The organism is Streptomyces regalis, from assembly GCF_001509475.1.
GTDB classification, from domain to species: domain Bacteria; phylum Actinomycetota; class Actinomycetes; order Streptomycetales; family Streptomycetaceae; genus Streptomyces; species Streptomyces regalis.
Genome location: NZ_LLZG01000043.1, coordinates 1 through 20,209, shown reverse-complemented (window position 1 = coordinate 20,209; position 20,209 = coordinate 1). Strand labels below are relative to the sequence as shown.

General features: G+C 68.9%; 13 protein-coding genes, 1 tRNA gene and 1 rRNA gene. 12 read left to right on the top strand and 3 right to left on the bottom strand.

All coding sequences use genetic code 11. The features are described from left to right. The 3 genes from rrf to ADL12_RS08600 all read left to right on the top strand — a co-directional run. Positions 1 to 91: ribosomal RNA gene (gene rrf, locus ADL12_RS08610) — 5S ribosomal RNA — on the top strand; the annotation flags it as partial. A 113-nt stretch (positions 92 to 204) separates the two neighbouring features. Then, positions 205 to 867 (top strand): DegT/DnrJ/EryC1/StrS family aminotransferase, encoded by a 663-nt coding sequence (locus tag ADL12_RS08605; protein ID WP_062700254.1) that lies wholly within the window; start codon positions 205 to 207, stop codon positions 865 to 867. Positions 868 to 944: 77 nt separating this feature from the next. Then, positions 945 to 1,020 (top strand) — tRNA-Thr (locus tag ADL12_RS08600). A 58-nt stretch (positions 1,021 to 1,078) separates the two neighbouring features. On the opposite strand, the gene ADL12_RS08595 is transcribed toward ADL12_RS08600, so the two are convergent. Next, entirely contained in the window at positions 1,079 to 3,829 is a 2,751-nt protein-coding gene (locus tag ADL12_RS08595; protein ID WP_062700252.1) for a SpoIIE family protein phosphatase, read from the bottom strand. Positions 3,830 to 4,206: 377 nt separating this feature from the next. On the opposite strand from ADL12_RS08595, the gene ADL12_RS08590 reads away from it, so the two are divergent. The 9 genes from ADL12_RS08590 to ADL12_RS56210 all read left to right on the top strand — a co-directional run bounded on the left by ADL12_RS08590 (position 4,207) and on the right by ADL12_RS56210 (position 18,577). Then, positions 4,207 to 9,681 carry a HAMP domain-containing protein gene (locus ADL12_RS08590; RefSeq protein WP_107119862.1) on the top strand — a complete coding sequence of 1,825 codons (5,475 nt, stop codon included), beginning with the start codon at positions 4,207 to 4,209 and terminating at the stop codon, positions 9,679 to 9,681. Positions 9,682 to 9,925: 244 nt separating this feature from the next. Further along, on the top strand, positions 9,926 to 10,606 hold the full coding sequence (locus tag ADL12_RS08585; protein WP_062700248.1) for a response regulator: 681 nt from the start codon (positions 9,926 to 9,928) through the stop codon (positions 10,604 to 10,606). 161 nt (positions 10,607 to 10,767) lie between these two features. Then, on the top strand, positions 10,768 to 13,506 hold the full coding sequence (locus tag ADL12_RS08580; RefSeq protein ID WP_062700246.1) for a DNA translocase FtsK: 2,739 nt from the start codon (positions 10,768 to 10,770) through the stop codon (positions 13,504 to 13,506). Positions 13,507 to 13,787: 281 nt separating this feature from the next. After that, entirely contained in the window at positions 13,788 to 14,618 is an 831-nt protein-coding gene (locus tag ADL12_RS08575; protein WP_062700244.1) for a helix-turn-helix domain-containing protein, read from the top strand. 93 nt (positions 14,619 to 14,711) lie between these two features. Then, positions 14,712 to 16,193, top strand: a complete 1,482-nt coding sequence (gene rimO / locus ADL12_RS08570) for a 30S ribosomal protein S12 methylthiotransferase RimO (RefSeq protein WP_062700242.1) — start codon at positions 14,712 to 14,714, stop codon at positions 16,191 to 16,193. Next, positions 16,190 to 16,987, top strand: coding sequence for a CDP-diacylglycerol--glycerol-3-phosphate 3-phosphatidyltransferase (gene pgsA / locus ADL12_RS08565; RefSeq protein WP_062700240.1), 798 nt, complete (start codon positions 16,190 to 16,192; stop codon positions 16,985 to 16,987). The genes rimO and pgsA overlap by 4 nt, the downstream gene beginning before the upstream one ends. Continuing rightward, a complete protein-coding gene (locus ADL12_RS08560) occupies positions 16,984 to 17,529 on the top strand; it encodes a CinA family protein (RefSeq protein ID WP_062700238.1) in 546 nt (181 codons plus the stop codon). Before pgsA ends, ADL12_RS08560 begins: the two co-directional genes overlap by 4 nt. A 109-nt stretch (positions 17,530 to 17,638) precedes the next feature. Next, a complete protein-coding gene (locus ADL12_RS08555) occupies positions 17,639 to 18,019 on the top strand; it encodes a helix-turn-helix domain-containing protein (protein WP_062700236.1) in 381 nt (126 codons plus the stop codon). Positions 18,020 to 18,298: 279 nt separating this feature from the next. Further along, entirely contained in the window at positions 18,299 to 18,577 is a 279-nt protein-coding gene (locus tag ADL12_RS56210; protein ID WP_079051920.1) for a hypothetical protein, read from the top strand. On the opposite strand, the gene ADL12_RS08550 is transcribed toward ADL12_RS56210, so the two are convergent. Continuing rightward, entirely contained in the window at positions 18,525 to 19,289 is a 765-nt protein-coding gene (locus tag ADL12_RS08550) for an SDR family NAD(P)-dependent oxidoreductase (protein WP_062700234.1), read from the bottom strand. The two genes, ADL12_RS56210 and ADL12_RS08550, sit on opposite strands and share 53 nt — an antisense overlap. Before the next feature lie 32 nt (positions 19,290 to 19,321). After that, complete coding sequence (locus ADL12_RS08545) at positions 19,322 to 20,209, bottom strand: Fpg/Nei family DNA glycosylase (RefSeq protein ID WP_062700232.1); 888 nt, start codon at positions 20,207 to 20,209, stop codon at positions 19,322 to 19,324.

Below are 20,209 nucleotides of genomic sequence, written 5' to 3'. Positions count from 1 at the left end.
GCCCGGTTACATTCCGAACCCGGAAGCTAAGCCTTACAGCGCCGATGGTACTGCAGGGGGGACCCTGTGGGAGAGTAGGACGCCGCCGAACTCCTTTTAACGGGTCGGACCCGGAACTTCGGTTCCGGGTCCGACCCTTTTTTGTTGTGCGTCACCTGAAGTTCACGTACCGCAACCAACATCACCCATATGGGTACTGCTGCAATGCTCAGGGCCGCCGGCGTCGGAGTCGGTGACGAGGTTGTTGTACCGGCCTTCGGGAACGTCGAAGTCGCCGAGGCTGTGGTTCTGGCCGGGGCGCTGCCGGTGTTCGCCGACATAGATCCGGTGACGTACTGCCTGGACGACGCTGCTGTCGAGGCCGTCGTCACCCCGCGGACGGCGGCCGTCGTCGCCGTACATCGCTTTGGCCGGTCGGCCGGTATCGCGCGGTTGCATGAGCTCGGGCAGCGGCATGGGTTGTTGGTGTTGGAGCAGGGGGAGTCCGAGGCTCCGTACGACGAGATCGCTCAGCGCAGGCAGCGGGCCGCGTATCTGGATGCGAAGTTGAAGGGCGTGCACACCCCCGATGGCGGTGACGGGCACACCTACCAGCAGTACGTCGTGCGTGTGCCCGGAAACGGGCGGCCGGACCGGGACGCCTTCGCTCGGGCCGTGCGGGCCAGGGGAGTTGAATGCCGGGTGCCGGTGAAGACGCCCGTGCACAGGCTGCCCGAGTTCCGGCGGTGTGTATCTCTGCCGGAGACCGAGCGGGCCGCTGATGAAACGTTGGCTCTGCCTGTCGATGCCTCTCTGACGAAGCGGGACATGCAGCGGATCGTGTCGGCCTGCAATGCGCTCGGAGGACTGCTCCAACCCGCCTTCTGAGCGAGTTTGGGAGCACGGGTGTGTTCGGGGTATGATCTATTCCGTTGCCGCGAGGGAAACTTCGCAAAAGGTGACAGGCCCCTATAGCTCAGTCGGTAGAGCGTCTCCATGGTAAGGAGAAGGTCAACGGTTCGATTCCGTTTGGGGGCTCCAGACGAAAGGCCCCGCCCATTTGGGCGGGGCCTTTCTCATGCCCTCCGTGTGCCTTAGCTCAGTCCTTGTGGATGCCCGGCACGCGCATTGCCAGGATCGCCATGTCGTCGGACGGGGCGTCCGAAGCGAAGCGTTCGACTGCGCGCATGATGCGGGCTGCTACCGCGCCCGCCGTCAGGCCGGTGCAGGTGGTGAGGACGTCGGTGAGTCCGTCGTCGCCCAGCATGCGGCTGCCTTCGCGGCGTTCGGTGACGCCGTCCGTGACGCACAGGAGGACGTCGCCCGGGTCGAGCGTGACTGTCTGCTCGTAGAGCTCCAGGTCGTCCATGACGCCGAGGAGAGGCTGGGGCTCGGCGGCCGGCTCGACTGTGCCGTCCTGGCGCAGGCGGAGCGGGAGTGGGTGGCCGGCGCAGACCACCTTCAGCTCGGCGCTTCCGTCCTCCTGTGGCCTCAACTCGCCGTAGAGGAGCGTCAGGAAGCGGCTGCGGGCGCCCTCGTCGAGGATCGCGGAGTTCAGGCGTTCCAGCACCGCCGGGCCGCTCAGGCCCTCGCGGGCCAGGAGCCGGAGTGCGTGCCGGGCCAGGCCCGTGACCGCGGCGGCGTTCGGGCCCGTACCGCAGACGTCGCCGATGGCGAAGCCGTAGGCACCGTCGCTGATCGGGAAGAGGTCGTAGAAGTCGCCGCCGACCTCGTTGCCCTCTCCGGCTGCGCGGTAGATGACCTCGACCTCGACGCCGTCGATCTCGGGGAGCTCGGGCGGCAGGAGGCTGCGCTGGAGGGACTGGCTGATGGCCGTGCGCTCGGAGTAGAGGCGGGCGTTGTCCAGGGCCAGGGCGGCTCGGCGGCTCAAGTCCTCGGCGAGTTCCAGGATTTCCTGGCGGAAGTGTTCGTCGGTCGGCTTGCCGAGGGTCAGCATGCCGATGACTCGGTTGCGGGCCACCAACGGCAGTACGACCGTCTCGCCGCCCACCGCGGACGCTGTGGCCAGGGTGGGGCCGATGCCCGCGCTGATGCGGCCGACCGGCTCGCCCAGGCCCAGGCTGCGCATCGAGGTGCGCAGGGCCGCCTGGTGGGCCGACTCGGCGGGAGCCGACCAGACGCGGGCGCCGGGGGTGGGGACCGGGTCCGGTGGGGCGATCTTGGACAGCAACGACTTAATGCCGTCGATGAGTTCCTCGTCCTCATGCAGGACGTACGACAGGTACGGCTCCGAGGCCTGGTCGGCGATGGTGTAGACCGCGCACCAGGTGGCCAGGGTCGGGACCGTCATCTGGGCCATCAGGGCCAGCGTCTGGTCGCGGTCCAGGGTACCGGCGAGCAGGTCGGAGGCCTCGACGAGGAAGCTGAGCGAGCCTCGGCGCAGGCGCTCCAGTTCGCCCAGGCGGGCGGACTCCACGGCCAACGCGATGCGGTCGGCGGCGAACTGGAGGCGCAACGCCTCTTCGTTGGAGTACCTGGACGGGGCTTCGGCGGCGACGCCGAGGGAGCCGGTGAGGCGGCCCTCGACCTTCAGGGGCACCGTGACGACCGAGCGCATACCGGTGCCGTTCAGCAGGGGCACGGCACCGGGGACCATGGTGAGGTCCTCGTGGACCGCCGGCATACGGGCGGAGCCGTAGCGGCCGGGACCAGCTTCGACGGGCACGCGCGCGAAGCGCTGGCGGGCGGAGGGCAGGCCTGTCGAGGCGCGGACCTCCAACTCTGTTTCGTCGTCGGTCGCCAGGAGCAGGAACGCGGAGTCGCCGTCGAGCATGTCGCGGGCTCGTTCCACCGTGCGCTGGAGGAGGCCGTCGAGATCGTCCGGGGCGGGGGAGCCGATGAACACCTCGAAGGGGTCGGTGCTCTGGGCATCGGAGCTGGTGGACGTGTCGGAGGCCGGCACGCGCAACGGGGTCTGCAGGACGGCGCGTTCGTGGTCGCGGACCAGGAGACAGACCGTGGACGGCTCGCCGTTCGTGTCGCGGACGCGGAGGTGGGAGGCGTACACCGGTGTGACGCGGCCGTTGGCGCCCCTTATGCCGTAGCTGCCTTCCCAGCGGGAGAGTTGGAGCGCCTCCGCGATACCGGTGCTGGTGCCCGGCGTGTGCGGCCAGGCCGCGAGGTCGGTGAGGGGCTTGCCGGTGACCTGCTCGGCCGCATAGCCGAAGAGATCCTCCGCGTCCTCGTTCCAGGACGAGATGGCGCCCGCGCGGTCGATCTGGACCACCGCGACGCGGACGCGGCCGTCGGCGAGTGGGAGGAGGTCGGAGGGGAGGGACGGGCCGGCCGTGCGGGTGCCCACCGGGCGCTCAGGGAGGTCGAGTTGGAACCAGACCTGCTTGTGCGTGGGTGTGTACTCGACGCCCCAGCAGGCGGCCAGGGCCGCGCACAGCTGGAGGCCGCGGCCGCCCTCGCGGTCGGGGCTGCCCATGTTGACGGGCGAGCCCTGGAGCGGGATCTCGCGCTCCGGATATCGGTCGGCCACCTCGATCCGTACGCCGTCGTCACTGCGCAGACACAGAACGTCCGCGGACGTACCCGCGTGCACGACGGCGTTCGTCACCAGCTCGCTGGTGAGGACCACGGCGTCGTCGACGATGTCGGCGAAGCCCCAGCCCTGAAGTGTGTCGCGGACGAAGGAGCGGGCGCTCGCGACTGATCGCCCGACGGGATCGAAGCTGGCTGCCGCGCGCGCGGTGATCACAGAACTCCTCGTCCGGTTGTCGACGTGCAGGGCTCCGCGGCCGGTCGGGTCGCGCCGCTGGTGCGGCATGTGCGCGCCCGTCGGCCGGTCCGGGGATGGTCCCCCCGGGATCAGTCCGGTGGTCATGTCCGGCTGCCCCTCCGATGCCCGCTCGTGCTCCTCCTGCCACCGCCCAGGCCGGACGGACCGGCGCGGCTGGACAGCCGCATGCAAGGTTACTTACCTTCGACGGCCATGCCGATGCCGGTCTGCAGTGTTTCCGTCCCGAGGGTGTGCGGACGATGTGCGAAGCTGCCGAACTGTTATGGCCGGGTTCAGCCAGGGTGAAACACTGGGCAGGCTTCTTGTGAAGGTCCGGGCAGGCTGAGTGTCATTCGCGTTCTGCGGGCAGCAGCACGTGGTGTGGCCTGGTATATCCGGCAGGAATGCCCAGCAGTAACGGGTACGCCGAGCGGTAGCACCCGAACACAGCAGTAACGGTCGACCCCTGCGGGAGGGACACAGTGGAGTCTGGCGCAGCGACGCGGGGCACTAAGACGCGCGCGAAAGGCGGACAGTCCCCGAAGAACGAGCGCAAGACGCGAGGCGGGACCACCGCGGTGGACACGGCTGCCCTGAACCGGCTGCTGACGGCCCTGGTGTCGATGCGCGACGGGAACTTCCGGAAGCGGCTCACGGTGTCCGGGGACGGCGTGATGTCCGAGATTGCCGCGGTTTTCAATGAGGTGGCCGACCGCAATCTCCACTTGACGGGTGAGTTGTCACGGGTGCGGCGCATGGTGGGCCGCGAGGGCAAGCTCACGGAACGGCTGGAGACGGGCGCCTGTGAGGGTTCCTGGTCGACCGCCATCGACAACTCCAACGCCCTGGTCGACGACCTCGTACGACCCGTCTCCGAGGTCGGCCGGGTGCTGTCCGCGGTGGCCGAGGGTGATCTGTCGCCCCGCATGGAGCTGCGGACGCAGGCGCCGGACGGGACCGGGCATCCGCTGCGGGGTGAGTTCCTCAAGGTCGGGCGGACTGTGAACAACCTTGTCGATCAGCTGTCGACGTTCACCGACGAGGTCACGCGCGTGGCCAGCGAGGTGGGTACCGAAGGCAAGCTGGGCGGGCAGGCACGCGTGCGTGGCATGTCGGGTTCGTGGAAGGACCTCACGGACTCGGTCAACACGATGGCGTACCGACTGACTGCGCAGGTGAGGGACATCGCGCTGGTGACCACGGCGGTCGCCAAGGGTGATCTGTCCCGCAAGGTCACGGTTCACGTGGCCGGCGAGATGCTGGAGCTGAAGAACACCGTCAACACGATGGTGGACCAGCTGTCGTCGTTCTCCTCCGAGGTGACGCGAGTCGCGCGCGAGGTGGGCACCGAGGGCGAGCTCGGCGGGCAGGCGCAGGTGCCGGGTGTGGCCGGCGTGTGGAAGGACCTCACCGATTCGGTGAACCTCATGGCCGGCAACCTGACCGCGCAGGTGCGAGGAATCGCACAGGTGACCACCGCGGTCGCCAACGGTGACCTGTCGCAGAAGGTGACGGTGTCGGCACGCGGCGAGGTCGCGCAGCTCGCGGACACGATCAACCAGATGACCGAGACGCTGCGGATCTTCGCGGACGAGGTCACGCGCGTGGCCAACGAGGTCGGTGCGGCCGGGCAGCTGGGCGGTCAGGCGAATGTGCCGGGTGCGGCCGGTACCTGGAAGGACCTGACGGACTCCGTCAACACGGTGTTCCGGAATCTCACCATTCAGGTGAGGGACATCGCCGCCGTGACTACGGCCGTGGCCAATGGTGATCTCTCCCAGAAGGTCACGGTCAACGTGGCCGGCGAGATGCTGGAGCTCAAGAACACCGTCAACGGCATGGTCGATCAGCTGTCGTCCTTCGGTTCCGAGGTCACGCGTGTCGCGCGTGAGGTCGGTGTCGAGGGTGAGCTGGGCGGGCAGGCCCAGGTCCCGGGAGCCGCGGGGACGTGGAAGGACCTGACGGACTCCGTCAACACCGCGTTCCGGAACCTCACCGGACAGGTGAGGAACATCGCTCAGGTCACGACGGCCGTGGCCAACGGTGACCTGTCGCAGAAGGTCACCGTGGACGTCTCCGGCGAGATGCTCCAGCTGAAGAACACCGTGAACACGATGGTGGACCAGCTGTCGTCCTTCGCCGACCAGGTGACCCGGATGGCCCGGGACGTGGGTACGGAGGGCCGGCTGGGCGGTCAGGCGGTCGTACCGGGTGTGGCCGGTACGTGGAAGGAGCTCACCGACTCCGTCAACGGAATGGCAGGAAACCTTACCGCCCAGGTGCGCAACATCGCGCAGGTGACCACGGCGGTGGCCCGCGGCGACCTGTCCCAGAAGATCGATGTCGACGCGCGCGGCGAGATCCTGGAGCTGAAGAACACCATCAACACGATGGTCGACCAGCTCTCCGGCTTCGCCGACCAGGTGACCCGGGTCGCCCGCGAGGTGGGCACCGAGGGCCGCCTCGGCGGTCAGGCGCAGGTGCCCGGCGTCGCTGGTGTGTGGCGGGACCTGACCGACTCCGTGAACGGAATGGCAGGAAACCTTACCGCCCAGGTGCGCAACATCGCCCAGGTCGCCACCGCGGTCGCCCGGGGTGACCTCTCGCAGAAGATCACGGTGGACGCGCGTGGCGAGATCCTGGAGCTCAAGAACACGCTGAACACGATGGTGGACCAGCTGTCGTCGTTCGCGGAGGAGGTCACCAGGGTCGCCCGTGAGGTGGGTACGGAGGGCCAGCTCGGCGGTCAGGCCGAGGTGCAGGGTGTCTCCGGTACCTGGAAGGACCTGACCCAGTCCGTGAACTTCATGGCGAACAACCTGACCATCCAGGTGCGTCAGATCGCCGAGGTCACGACCGCGGTCGCCAAGGGTGACCTGTCGAAGAAGATCACTGTTGACGCGAAGGGCGAGATCCTTGAGCTCGTCACGACGGTCAACACGATGGTCGATCAGCTGTCCAGCTTCGCCGAGCAGGTGACCCGGGTGGCCCGCGAGGTGGGCACCGAGGGCATCCTGGGCGGCCAGGCCCATGTGCCCGGTGTCACGGGCATCTGGAAGGACCTCAGCGGCAACGTCAACCTGATGGCCAAGAACCTGACCATGCAGGTGCGGAACATCTCCCAGGTCGCGGCGGCCGTCGCCAACGGCGACCTGACGCGGACGGTGACGATCGAGGCGCGCGGTGAGGTCGCTCAGCTCGCCGACACCTTCAACACCATGGTGAAGACGCTGAGTTCGTTCGCCGACCAGGTCACCAAGGTGGCCCGTGAGGTGGGCACGGACGGCATCCTCGGTGGTCAGGCGCACGTGCCGGGCGTGGCGGGCACGTGGAAGGACCTCACTGAGTCCGTGAACCAGATGGCGTCCAACCTCACCGGTCAGGTGCGCAACATCGCCATGGTCACCACGGCCATCGCCAAGGGTGACCTGACCAAGAAGATCGACATTGATGCTCGCGGCGAGATTCTCGAGCTCAAGACGACGATCAACACGATGGTCGACCAGCTGTCGTCCTTCGCCGAAGAGGTCACCCGAGTCGCCCGCGAGGTGGGCACCGAAGGGCAGCTCGGCGGCCAGGCACGCGTGCGTGACGTCGACGGAACCTGGCGCGACCTTACCGAGTCCGTGAACGAGATGGCCGGGAACCTCACCCGGCAGGTGCGCGCCATCGCGCGCGTGGCGACCGCGGTGACCCGCGGTGACCTGAACCTGAAGATCGACGTCGACGCGTCCGGCGAGATCCAGGAGCTGCAGGACTACATCAACAAGATGATCGCCAACCTGCGCGACACCACGATCGCCAACAAGGAGCAGGACTGGCTCAAGGGCAACCTCGCCCGTATCTCCGCCCTGATGCAGGGCCGACGCGACCTGGAGGACGTGGCCTCGCTGATCATGAGCGAGCTGACACCGGTGGTGACGGCACAGCACGGCGCGTTCTTCGTCGCGATGCCCCTCCTCGATGGCAAGGACATGAGCGCCGAGGCCGAGGACCAGTACGAGCTGCGGATGCTCGGGTCGTACGGCTACTCGATGGGCTCCATGCCGACGTCCTTCCGGCCGGGTGAGGCGCTCATCGGGACGGCCGCCGAGGAGAAGCGCACGATCCTGGTGGAGAACGCGCCCAGCGGCTACCTGAAGATCTCCTCCGGGCTCGGGGAGGCCCCGCCCGCACAGGTGATCGTCCTTCCGGTGCTCTTCGAGGGCAAGGTGCTCGGCGTGATCGAGCTGGCGTCCTTCACGCCGTTCACGCAGATCCAGAAGGACTTCCTCAACCAGATCGCCGAGATGATCGCGACCAGCGTCAACACCATCTCCGTCAACACCAAGACCGAGGTGCTGCTGAAGCAGTCGCAGGAGCTGACCGAGCAACTCCGTGAGCGGTCCGCCGAGTTGGAGAACCGGCAGAAGGCCCTCCAGGCGTCCAACGCCGAGCTGGAGGAGAAGGCCGAGCTGCTGGCCCAGCAGAACCGCGACATCGAGGTGAAGAACACCGAGATCGAGGAGGCGCGGCAGGTCCTGGAGGAGCGCGCCGAGCAGCTCGCCGTGTCGATGCGCTACAAGAGCGAGTTCCTCGCCAACATGTCGCACGAGCTGCGTACGCCGCTGAACTCGCTGCTGATTCTGGCCAAGCTGCTCGCCGACAACGCCGAGGGCAACCTCTCGCCCAAGCAGGTCGAATTCGCCGAGACCATCCATGGCGCCGGTTCCGACCTGCTCCAGCTGATCAATGACATCCTCGACCTGTCGAAGGTCGAGGCGGGCAAGATGGACGTCTCCCCGACGCGCATCGCGCTCGTCCAGCTCGTCGACTACGTGGAGGCCACCTTCCGGCCGCTGACCGCGGAGAAGGGCCTGGACCTGTCCGTACGGGTCTCGCCGGAGCTGCCCGCCACGCTGCACACCGACGAACAGCGGCTCCTGCAGGTGCTGCGCAACCTGCTGTCCAACGCGGTGAAGTTCACCGACTCCGGATCCGTCGAACTGGTCATCCGGCCGGCCAGCGCGGACGTACCGATGAAGATCCGGGAGCAACTGCTGGAGGCCGGTTCGCTGACCGAGGCGGACGCGCCCCTGATCGCGTTCTCCGTGACCGACACCGGTATCGGGATCGCGGCCAGCAAGATGCGGGTGATCTTCGAGGCGTTCAAGCAGGCGGACGGCACGACCAGCCGCAAGTACGGCGGTACGGGGCTGGGGCTGTCCATCTCGCGGGAGATCGCGCAGCTTCTCGGCGGGGAGATCCACGCGCAGAGCGAGCCGGGACGTGGCTCGACGTTCACGCTGTATTTGCCGCTGCACCCGAGCGAACTGCCCCCGCACGGCTACCAGCAGCAGCTGCCGGCCCTCGACGCGGGCGCCCTGGTGGCATCGGCGGCCGAGCTGGCGGAGCTGGCAGACGTGGAGATCGAGACGCCCGCCGAGGTGAGGTCGTACCGGGAGACGCAGAACGGCGCCGCCGCGCTCTTCAGGCGCCGCCGCAGGGCCGCGACCGAACTCGAGCAGCGGCCGGCGCAGCAGGAGCAGTGGTCGGCGGCGGAGCAGGCCGCGGCGCCGCAGGCGCACCGGGGCATCCGGTTCGGCGGCGAGAAGGTGCTGATCGTCGACGACGACATCCGTAACGTCTTCGCGCTGACCAGCGTCCTGGAACAGCATGGCCTGTCCGTGCTGTACGCCGAGAACGGCCGTGAGGGCATCGAGGTCCTGGAACAGCACGACGACGTCGCGGTCGTCCTGATGGACATCATGATGCCCGAGATGGACGGGTATGCGACGACCACGGCGATCCGCAGGATGCCGCAGTTCGCCGGGCTCCCGATCATCGCGCTGACCGCCAAGGCGATGAAGGGCGACCGGGAGAAGGCGATCGAGTCGGGCGCTTCCGATTACGTGACGAAGCCGGTCGATCCCGATCACCTGCTGGCGGTGATGGACCAGTGGATGAGGGAGCAGTGACGGGAACCAACAGTGTTCACGCGGAGTTGCTGACTCAGTGTGCTCGAAGCCGTGTAGAAGTGCGGGATTGGGGGAACCTTCTGGTCTCCCGCTACGTTTCTGCTACGTGCACAGTGACATCGCGGTGACAGGGTGTGGCGACAGGCGGGGTGCGGCTACCATGACCGGCACGAGGGCGGGCGGCGTAAGGGAGTCGTCCCCTGGGGCGGAGCCCGGTGCACTGCCGGGGCGAGGAGGGCGGGCCATGGTGCAGAAGGCCAAGATCCTCCTGGTCGATGACCGGCCGGAGAATCTGCTGGCGCTGGAGGCGATCCTCTCTGCGCTCGATCAGACCCTGGTGCGGGCATCGTCCGGGGAGGAAGCGCTCAAAGCACTTCTGACGGACGACTTCGCGGTCATTCTGCTGGACGTCCAGATGCCGGGAATGGACGGTTTCGAAACCGCGGCGCACATCAAGCGGCGGGAACGGACCCGGGACATCCCGATCATCTTCCTCACCGCGATCAACCACGGCCCGCACCACACCTTCCGCGGCTACGCGGCGGGCGCGGTGGACTACATCTCCAAGCCGTTCGACCCGTGGGTGCTGCGGGCGAAGGTCTCGGTGTTCGTCGAGCTGTACATGAAGAACTGCCAGCTACGCGAGCAGGCGGCGCTGCTGCGACTCCAGTTGGAGGGCGGTGGCAAGGCCGCGGGCGGGGACGCGAAGGAGCCGGCGGGTCTGCTCGCCGAACTGTCGGCGCGGCTCGCCGCGGTCGAGGAGCAGGCCGAGGCGCTGTCCAAGCAGCTTGACGACGAGTCGGCGGACGCGGCGGCGGTGGCCACGGCGGCTCATCTCGAACGCAAACTCACAGGGTTGCGGCGGGCACTGGACGCGCTGGAGCCGGGCACGGGGAGCGCGTCCTCGGTGCCCTCGCAGAACTGACGTCGCGGTGGCGCGCGTTGGCCGGCCGGCGGCGCCGAGCCGTCCTGGGCGATACCGGGCCGTGAATCGGTGTCAGTTCACCGCCTCCACAAGCGCGACACGAACGGGTGAAGCAGTGGGCACACGTGTCCGCTGCTTCCTCCACCGGTAACCTCACACCCATGGCCTCACGTCCCTCCGCAGCCAAGAAGCCGCCCGCGAAGAAGGCGGCCGCTTCCGCGAAGGCTCCGGCGAAGAAGGCCGCTGCCAAGAAAGCCCCCGCGAAGAAGGCGCCGGCCAAGAAGGCCGCGGCGAAGAAAGCCGCGCCGCCGAAACCGGCTCCGAACCCCACCGGGGGCATCTACCGGCTCGTGCGCGCCGTCTGGCTCGGGCTGGCGCACGCGGTCGGCGCGGTGTTCCGGGGCATAGGGCAGGGTGCGAAGAACCTCGACCCCGCCCATCGCAAGGACGGCATCGCGCTGTTGCTCCTCGGCCTCGCGCTGATCGTCGCCGCCGGCACCTGGTCGAATCTGCGCGGCCCCGTCGGCGATCTCGTCGAGATCATCGTGACCGGCGCGTTCGGCCGGCTCGACCTGCTCGTGCCGATCCTGCTCGCGGTCATCGCCGTACGGTTCATCCGGCACCCCGAGAAGCCCGAGGCCAACGGCCGCATCGTCATCGGCCTGTCCGCGCTCGTCATCGGCGTGCTCGGCCAGGTCCACATCGCCGTCGGCTCGCCCGCCCGCAGCGCCGGCATGCAGGCCATAAGGGACGCCGGCGGACTCATCGGCTGGGGCATGGCGACCCCGCTGACGTACACCATGGGCGAGGTCCTCGCCGTACCGCTGCTCGCGCTGCTCACGATCTTCGGCCTGCTGGTCGTCACGGCCACCCCGGTCAACGCCATCCCCCAGCGGCTGAGGCAGTTGGGCGTGAAGCTCGGCATCCTGCCCGACCCCGACGAGGACGACGAGTACACCGAGGACGAGCAGCGCTACGACGACCAGTGGCGCGAGGCGCTGCCCGCCTCGCGCGGTCGTAGGCGCACTCCGGCTCCCGAGGCGTACGACCCCGACAGCGCCGAGCAGGAGGCCCTCTCGCGGCGTCGTGGGCGCCCGAGGCGCTCCGCGGTGCCGCAGCCCGAGATGGACCGTCCCATGGACGCTGTGGACGTCGCAGCGGCCGCCGCTGCCGCGCTCGACGGCGCCGTCCTGCACGGGATGCCGCCCTCGCCGATCGTCGCCGACCTCACCCAGGGCGTGAGCGTGGGCGACCGCGCGGAGACCACCCCGGTGCCGACGCCCGTCCCGGCCGCGCGGCCCAAGCAGGAGAAGCTCCCCAAGACCGAGGTCCCGGATCTCACGAAGTCCGGGGTACCGGACCTCACCAAGGCCGCGCCCGACGAGATGCGCGACCTGCCTCCGCGGGCCGAACAGCTCCAGCTGTCCGGTGACATCACGTACTCGCTCCCGTCGCTGGACCTCCTGGAGCGCGGTGGCCCGGGCAAGTCGCGCAGCGCCGCCAACGACGCCGTCGTCGAGTCGCTGACCACCGTCTTCACCGAGTTCAAGGTCGATGCCCGCGTCACCGGCTTCACGCGCGGGCCTACGGTCACGCGCTACGAGGTCGAACTCGGCCCCGCCGTGAAGGTCGAGCGGATCACCGCGCTGACGAAGAACATCGCGTACGCGGTCGCCAGCCCGGACGTGCGGATCATCAGCCCGATCCCCGGCAAGTCGGCGGTCGGCATCGAGATCCCCAACACCGACCGCGAGATGGTCAACCTCGGTGACGTGCTGCGCCTCGCGGCCGCCGCCGAGGACGACCACCCGATGCTGGTCGCGCTCGGCAAGGACGTCGAGGGCGGCTATGTGATGGCCAACATGGCGAAGATGCCGCATGTGCTGGTTGCCGGTGCGACCGGTTCCGGTAAGTCGTCGTGCATTAACTGCTTGATCACTTCGGTCATGATGCGGGCGACCCCGGAGGACGTCCGCATGGTGCTGGTCGACCCCAAGCGCGTCGAGCTGACCGCCTACGAGGGCATCCCGCACCTGATCACGCCGATCATCACCAACCCGAAGCGGGCCGCCGAGGCGCTCCAGTGGGTCGTACGGGAGATGGACCTTCGGTACGACGACCTGGCGGCGTACGGCTACCGGCACATCGACGACTTCAACGAAGCCGTGCGCAACGGCAAGGTGAAGGCGCCGGAGGGCAGCGAGCGCGAGCTTCAGCCGTACCCCTACCTGCTGGTCATCGTCGACGAGCTCGCCGACCTGATGATGGTCGCGCCGCGCGACGTGGAGGACTCGATCGTGCGCATCACGCAGCTCGCGCGCGCGGCCGGCATCCACCTGGTGCTCGCAACCCAGCGGCCGTCGGTCGACGTCGTCACCGGTCTCATCAAGGCGAACGTCCCCTCACGGCTCGCCTTCGCCACGTCGTCGCTCGCGGACTCGCGCGTCATCCTCGACCAGCCCGGTGCCGAGAAGCTGATCGGCAAGGGCGACGGGCTGTTCCTGCCGATGGGCGCCAACAAGCCCACACGTATGCAGGGCGCCTTCGTGACGGAGGAGGAGGTCGCGGCGGTCGTCCAGCACTGCAAGGACCAGATGGCGCCCGTCTTCCGGGACGACGTCACCGTGGGCACCAAGCAGAAGAAGGAGATCGACGAGGAGATCGGCGACGACCTCGATCTGCTCTGCCAGGCGGCCGAGCTGGTGGTCTCCACACAGTTCGGGTCGACGTCCATGCTGCAGCGCAAGCTGCGCGTCGGGTTCGCCAAGGCCGGGCGGCTGATGGACCTCATGGAGTCGCGGGGCATCGTCGGGCCGAGCGAGGGTTCCAAAGCTCGTGACGTTCTTGTGAAACCTGATGAGCTGGACGGCGTGCTGGCCGTGATCCGCGGGGAGGCTTAAGGGGAGTCCGGGGCGGAAACGGGACGCAGTGGTCGCCTTGTGGACGGGTGGGTGATGAGTCGATGTCCGATCGTGACTCACCCGTAAGGGATCATTGAGCAACCGTTCCCCTTCGGCGTACGTCAAGTTGAGGGAAGCGTGACAATCTCGTACCCCGTCATCGGCGTGTCCGGCCATTCCGATGGCGTACAAAGTCCCACCGCCCGGTTGCCCCACCCTTTCGTACCCCCCATAGACTGAACCTCCAGCACAGGTGGCTTAAACGCTCGAAAGGCGCCCCCGTGTCCATCGGCAACTCCCCTGAAGACGAGCGTCCGTTCGAAGACGTGTCCGACGAAGCCCGCACCTCGATCGGCCGTGCCCTCCAGCAGGCGCGCATCGACGCAGGGCTGACCGTCGACGACGTCAGTAACGCCACCCGGGTCCGCATCGCCATCGTGCATGCCATCGAGGCGGACAACTTCGCTGCCTGCGGCGGCGACGTGTACGCCCGAGGCCACATCCGGACCCTGGCCAAGGCCGTGCACCTCGATCCGGCCCCGCTTCTCGCCCAGTACGACGCCTCGCACGGCGGACGACCGGCGCCGACCCCGGCGGCCCCCCTGTTCGAGGCGGAGCGCATCCGCCCCGAGCGGCGCGGGCCCAACTGGACCGCGGCCATGGTCGCCGCGATCGTCGCCGTGATCGGGTTCGTCGGGTTCACCGCGTTCAAGGGTGAGGACCAGGGCGGCAAGTCGTCGGTCGCCGAAGGCGGCTCGACGCCGACCGCCGACAAGACCACGCCCACCCCGAAGACCGACAAGCCCAAGGACCCGAAGCCGTCGGACAGCGCCATCGCCGCCGTCCCGCAGAACAAGGTGACCGTCCAGGTCAGCGCCGTCGACGGAAGGAGCTGGGTCGGGGTCAAGGACCACAACGGCCGGCTGCTCTTCGACGGACTCCTCAAGCAGGGCGACTCCAAGACCTTCCAGGACAGCGAGAAGATCAACCTCGTCCTCGGTGACGCGGGTGCGATCGACCTGTACGTCAACGGCAAGAAGATCGAGGACGACTGGCAGCCGGGCGCCGTGGAGCGCCTCACGTACACGAAGGGCGACCCGCAGGCCGGATAAGTCGGGCCGAAGGGTTGAGCACGGACGGGGTTGGCCAAGATCGGCCAACCCCGTCGACGTGGGCTGTCAGTGAGACAAAGTAGTCTTGAGCCCATGCCTGAACGCCGTACCGTCGCACTCGTCACTCTTGGCTGCGCCCGTAACGAGGTGGACTCGGAGGAGCTCGCAGGCCGCTTGGAGGCGGACGGCTGGGCCCTCGTGGAGGACGCCGAGGACGCGGATGTCGCCGTCGTTAACACGTGCGGCTTCGTCGACGCCGCCAAGAAGGACTCCGTCGACGCCCTCCTGGAGGCCAACGACCTCAAGGGACATGGAAGAACCCAGGCCGTCGTGGCGGTGGGCTGCATGGCCGAGCGGTACGGCAAGGAGCTCGCCGAGGCTCTCCCCGAGGCCGACGGCGTGCTCGGCTTCGACGACTACGCGAACATCTCGGACCGCCTGCAGACCATCCTCAACGGCGGCATCCATGCCTCGCACACCCCGCGGGACCGCCGAAAGCTGCTGCCGATCAGCCCGGCCGAGCGGCAGGAGTCCGCGGCCGACGTCGCGCTGCCCGGGCACGCCCCCGTCGATCTTCCGGAAGGGCTTGCTCCGGCCTCCGGCCCCCGTGCGCCCCTGCGCCGCCGCCTGGACGGTGCCCCGGTCGCCTCGGTGAAGCTCGCCTCCGGCTGCGACCGGCGCTGCTCCTTCTGCGCCATCCCGTCCTTCCGCGGCTCCTTCATCTCGCGCCGCCCGAGCGACGTGCTGAACGAGACGCGGTGGCTCGCCGAGCAGGGCGTCAAGGAGATCATGCTGGTCTCCGAGAACAACACGTCCTACGGCAAGGACCTGGGCGACATCCGCCTGCTGGAGTCCCTGCTGCCGGAGCTGGCGGAGGTCGACGGCATCGAGCGTGTCCGCGTCAGCTACCTCCAGCCGGCCGAGATGCGGCCCGGCCTCATCGACGTGCTGACCTCGACGCCGAAGATCGCCCCGTATTTCGACCTGTCCTTCCAGCACTCCGCGCCCGATGTGCTGCGCGCGATGCGCCGCTTCGGCGACACCGACCGCTTCCTGGAGCTCCTCGACACCATCCGTGGCAAGGCACCCCAGGCCGGCGTGCGCTCCAACTTCATCGTCGGATTCCCCGGTGAGACCGAGGCCGACCTGGCCGAGCTGGAGCGGTTCCTGAACGGCGCGCGGCTGGACGCCATCGGTGTCTTCGGGTACTCCGACGAGGACGGCACGGAGGCGGCGACGTACGACAACAAGCTCGACGAGGACGTCGTCGCCGAGCGGCTGGCACGTGTCTCCCGGCTGGCCGAGGAGCTCGTCTCGCAGCGGGCCGAGGAGCGCCTCGGGGAGACCGTGCACGTGCTCGTGGAGTCGGTCGGCTCCGAGGACCCGGCGGAGGGCGCCTACGGCCGTGGCGCGCACCAGGCGCCGGAGACGGACGGCCAGGTGCTGCTCACGAGCGGCGAGGGACTGAGCATCGGTCGTATGGTCGAGGCGAAGGTGGTCGGTACGGAAGGTGTCGACCTGGTGGCCGAGCCGCTGCAGGGCACGCTCGCGTGTAGTGAGGAGGCGGGCAGATGACCGGAGTTCCGGCGTCCGCCGCGGGTGGCTCCTCCCCGGCGGGTGCGGCGGGCAAGGCCAGTGCGGTGGGTTCGTCCAAGGCCGGCGGCTCGAACAAGGCCGGCTCGAACAAGGCCGGCGGCTCGAAGACCGGCGGCGCCGACACCGGTGTCCCGGGCGGTGGGAAGCCCGCGCGTGGCGGGAAGATCGCGGCCGCGGCCGTCAATCAGGCCAGCGTCTGGAACATCGCCAACCTCCTGACCATGCTCCGGCTGGTCCTCGTGCCCGCGTTCGTCGCACTGATGCTGGCCGACGGCGGATACGACCCGGCGTGGCGCTCGCTCGCCTGGGCGGCCTTCGCCATAGCCATGATCACCGACCTGTTCGACGGCCATCTGGCCCGGACGTACAACCTCGTCACCGACTTCGGGAAGATCGCCGACCCCATCGCCGACAAGGCGATCATGGGCGCGGCGCTGATCTGTCTGTCCGCGCTGGGCGATCTGCCGTGGTGGGTGACGGGTGTCATCCTCGGCCGGGAACTCGGGATCACGCTGCTGCGTTTCATCGTCATCCGGTACGGCGTCATCCCCGCGAGCCGCGGCGGCAAGCTCAAGACCCTCACGCAGGGCGTGGCCGTCGGGATGTACATCCTGGCGCTGACGGGGTGGCTGGCCACTCTGAGGTTCTGGGTGATGGCTGCGGCGGTCGTCCTGACCGTGGTGACCGGGCTCGACTATGTGAGACAGGCCATTGTGCTGCGCAGGCAGGGAATCGCCGAGCGCGAGGCCGCGTTGGAGGAGACGGAAGCGTGAGTTCCCGGGCCGCCGACGTCGTGCGACTACTCACAGTAAAGGGTGAGACGCTCGCTGTCGCCGAGTCACTGACGGGCGGACTGGTTGCGGCGGAGATCACGGCCACCCCGGGAGCCTCCCGGGCCTTTCGAGGGTCGGTGACCGCCTACGCCACCGAGCTGAAACATCGGCTGCTCGACGTCGACGCCGCCTTGTTGGAGCAGTACGGCGCGGTGAATCCGCAGGTCGCCGCCCAGATGGCGGCCGGCGTACGGAAGGCGCTGGGAGCTGACTGGGGCATCGCGACGACCGGCGTCGCGGGGCCCGAGGCGCAGGACGGGCAGCCCGTCGGGACGGTTTTCGTGGCCGTGGAAGGGCCCGTGGGCCCTGGTTCCGGTTCCGCCGGTGGCGGAAAAGTGGAGGCCCTGCGGTTGAACGGCGACCGCGCGGAAATTCGTATGGAGAGTGTACGGAGCGTACTCGCACTGCTCCTGAAGGAGCTTGTGAGCGAACACACCGGGAATGAGCGGGCACAGGATACGGAACAGAACGGGGGGTTTTGATGTTTGCAGCCCTTAGTGAACACGACATCGCTCCCCGCACGGCCGCGGCGCAAGGCGGTACGGTGGGGCGTGAAGGATGCGGCTACGCGGTCCGAGGAGGGAGCCACCGATGATTCTGCTCCGTCGCCTGCTGGGTGACGTGCTGCGTCGGCAGCGCCAGCGCCAGGGCCGTACTCTGCGCGAAGTCTCCTCGTCCGCCCGAGTCTCACTCGGCTATCTCTCCGAGGTGGAGCGGGGGCAGAAGGAGGCTTCCTCCGAGCTGCTCTCCGCGATCTGCGACGCGCTGGACGTACGGATGTCCGAGCTCATGCGGGAAGTGAGCGACGAACTCGCCCTCGCCGAGCTGGCCCAGTCTGCAGCGGCCACCCCCAGCGAGCCTGTACCCACGTCGGTGCGACCGATGCTGGGTTCCGTGTCGGTGACCGGTGTGCCACCGGAACGGGTGACCATCAAGGCGCCTTCCGAGGCGGTGGACGTGGTCGCCGCGTGACGGTGATGCCGGTGCGCGTGGGCTGACCGCGCGCTGAGGATTTGTGTGAGGCCCCGGCCAGGGCTTTCCCAGGGATTCCTGGGGGAGTGCGGTCGGGGTTTCGTGCTGTGCGGGCCCTTTCGGGTCCGTTTGCCGGTACGCGGCCCGGAGGTCATCGTGGAGGGTGTGACTGGCGCCTGACGCGCTGTGACGACGTTGGCCCGCGCTGCATCCGTGTGCCCTTGGTGCGCCCTCCCGGCGGGTGAACGGGCGGCCTAGCCTCGGGCTGGAGGTGGGTGGATGGCACGGCCGATAGCGCGCTGGGGGGCGGCCCTCGGGTTTGCGGCGCTGTGGTGGTGGGCCGTGCTGAGGCTCGCGCTGGCGCCGGACGCAGGGGCGCTGGAGGGGGCCGTCGCCGCCGGAGGGTGGGGGCTGAGCTTGTTGCCGGTGCACTGTGTACCGAAAGCACGGGCCGCGGGCGCCGTAGACCCGCGGCGTTGGGCAAAAGCCTGGCGGGCGGGGCGGACTACCACGGCATCGCCACACCGCCGTTCGGACGCAGGATCTGCCCCGTCGTGAAGGCGGAGGCATCCGATGCCAGGTGCAGTACGGCGTGGGCCACGTCCGCCGATTCGCCGACCCGGCCCAGCGGGGACATCCGGGCCATGAACGCCTCGGTCTGCGTCTGCGCCGCGGTGTCGTGGCGGTCGGTCATGGGAGTGCGGATCCAGCCCGGGGCGACCGCGTTGACGCGGATGCCGTGTGGGCCCATCTCCGTCGCCAGGGTCTTCGTCAGCTGCACGACTGCTGCCTTGGCCGCGCCGTAACAGAGCAGGCCCGGGCCGCCGGTGTCGACGGCGCCGGAGGCCATGGTGATGATGCTGCCCTTTGTGCGCTGCGCGAGCATCGTGCGCACCGCCTCCTGGCAGGCGTACAGCACTCCCTTGAAGTTGACGTTCAGTACCCGGTCGAGGTCCTCGTCGCGGGTCTCCAGGACGGAGCTGCTGTGCATGATCCCGGCGACCGCGGCCATCACGTCGAGCCGCTCGCAGGCGGCGACGGCTCGGCGGAGCTGTTCGCGGTCGGTGACGTCGAGGTGGTGAGTGCGGGCGGTGCCGCCGCTCGCCTTGATCAGGGTCGCTGTGTCGTGCAGGCCCTGTGTGTCGCGGTCGGCACAGTGCACGGCGGCCCCGGCCTCGGCGAGCAGGACGGCCGAGGCCCGGCCGATGCCGCTGGCGGCGCCGGTGACGAATGCGGTGCGTCCGGTGAGGTCGTACGCCTTTACGGCCATGAAGGGACGGTACGAGGGTTTCTGACGAGGCGTCAATTAGTTGGGCGGTGCTGGGTTCTGCGCGACCGGGCCGCGCCGGGTGCCGTGCACGGGGCCGGGCCCGCCTGGCAGTTCGGGCACCAGTAGGTCGGGCGCTCGCGGGAGCCGTCGCCCTGGTCGGCCACGCGGATCGGGGCGTTGCAGCGCAGGCAGGGGCGGTTGGCGCGGCCGTACACGAAGAGGTCCTGGCCGCGACGGCCCGTCGTAGTGCGGATCGGGCGGTCGCGGTTGGCTTCCAGGAGCTTCTTGGCGAGTACGGGCAGTTGGGCGGTGTGCTCGGCGGGGAGGGCGGCGACCGGGAGCCAGGGGGTGACGTGGAGCAGGAAGCAGAGCTCGCTCTTGTAGACATTGCCGATGCCGGCGAGGTTGCGCTGGTCCAGCAGGGCCTCACCGAGAGGGCGGGCGGGGTCCGTGAGGAGGTTGGCGAGGGCGCGGTCGGGGTCCCAGTCCGGGCCCAGGAGATCGGGGCCGAGGTGGCCGACGAAACGGTGCTCTTCGGTGGTGCGCAGGAGGTCCAGGACGGGGAGGCGGTAGCCGACCGCCGTGCGGGCGGGGTGGGCGTCGGCTGCGGGGGCGGTGCCGACGGTGGGGGCGGCGGCGAGGATCACGCGGATCTGGTGGGCGGGGCCGCCTGTCCAGCGCTGCTGGTCGGCGTACACCTTCCAGGAGCCTTCCATGCCGAGGTGCGAGTGCACGGTGAGGCCGCCCTCGATGCGGGTGAGGAGGTGCTTGCCGCGTGGGGTGACGTCCAGGACGGTGCGGCCCGTGAGGTCGACCGTGGCGTACTTCGGCACCCGGAAGTCGCTGCGGGTCAGCGTCTTGCCCGCGAGAGCGGTGTGGAGCCGTCTCGCGGTCTGCCAGACCGTGTCTCCTTCGGGCAT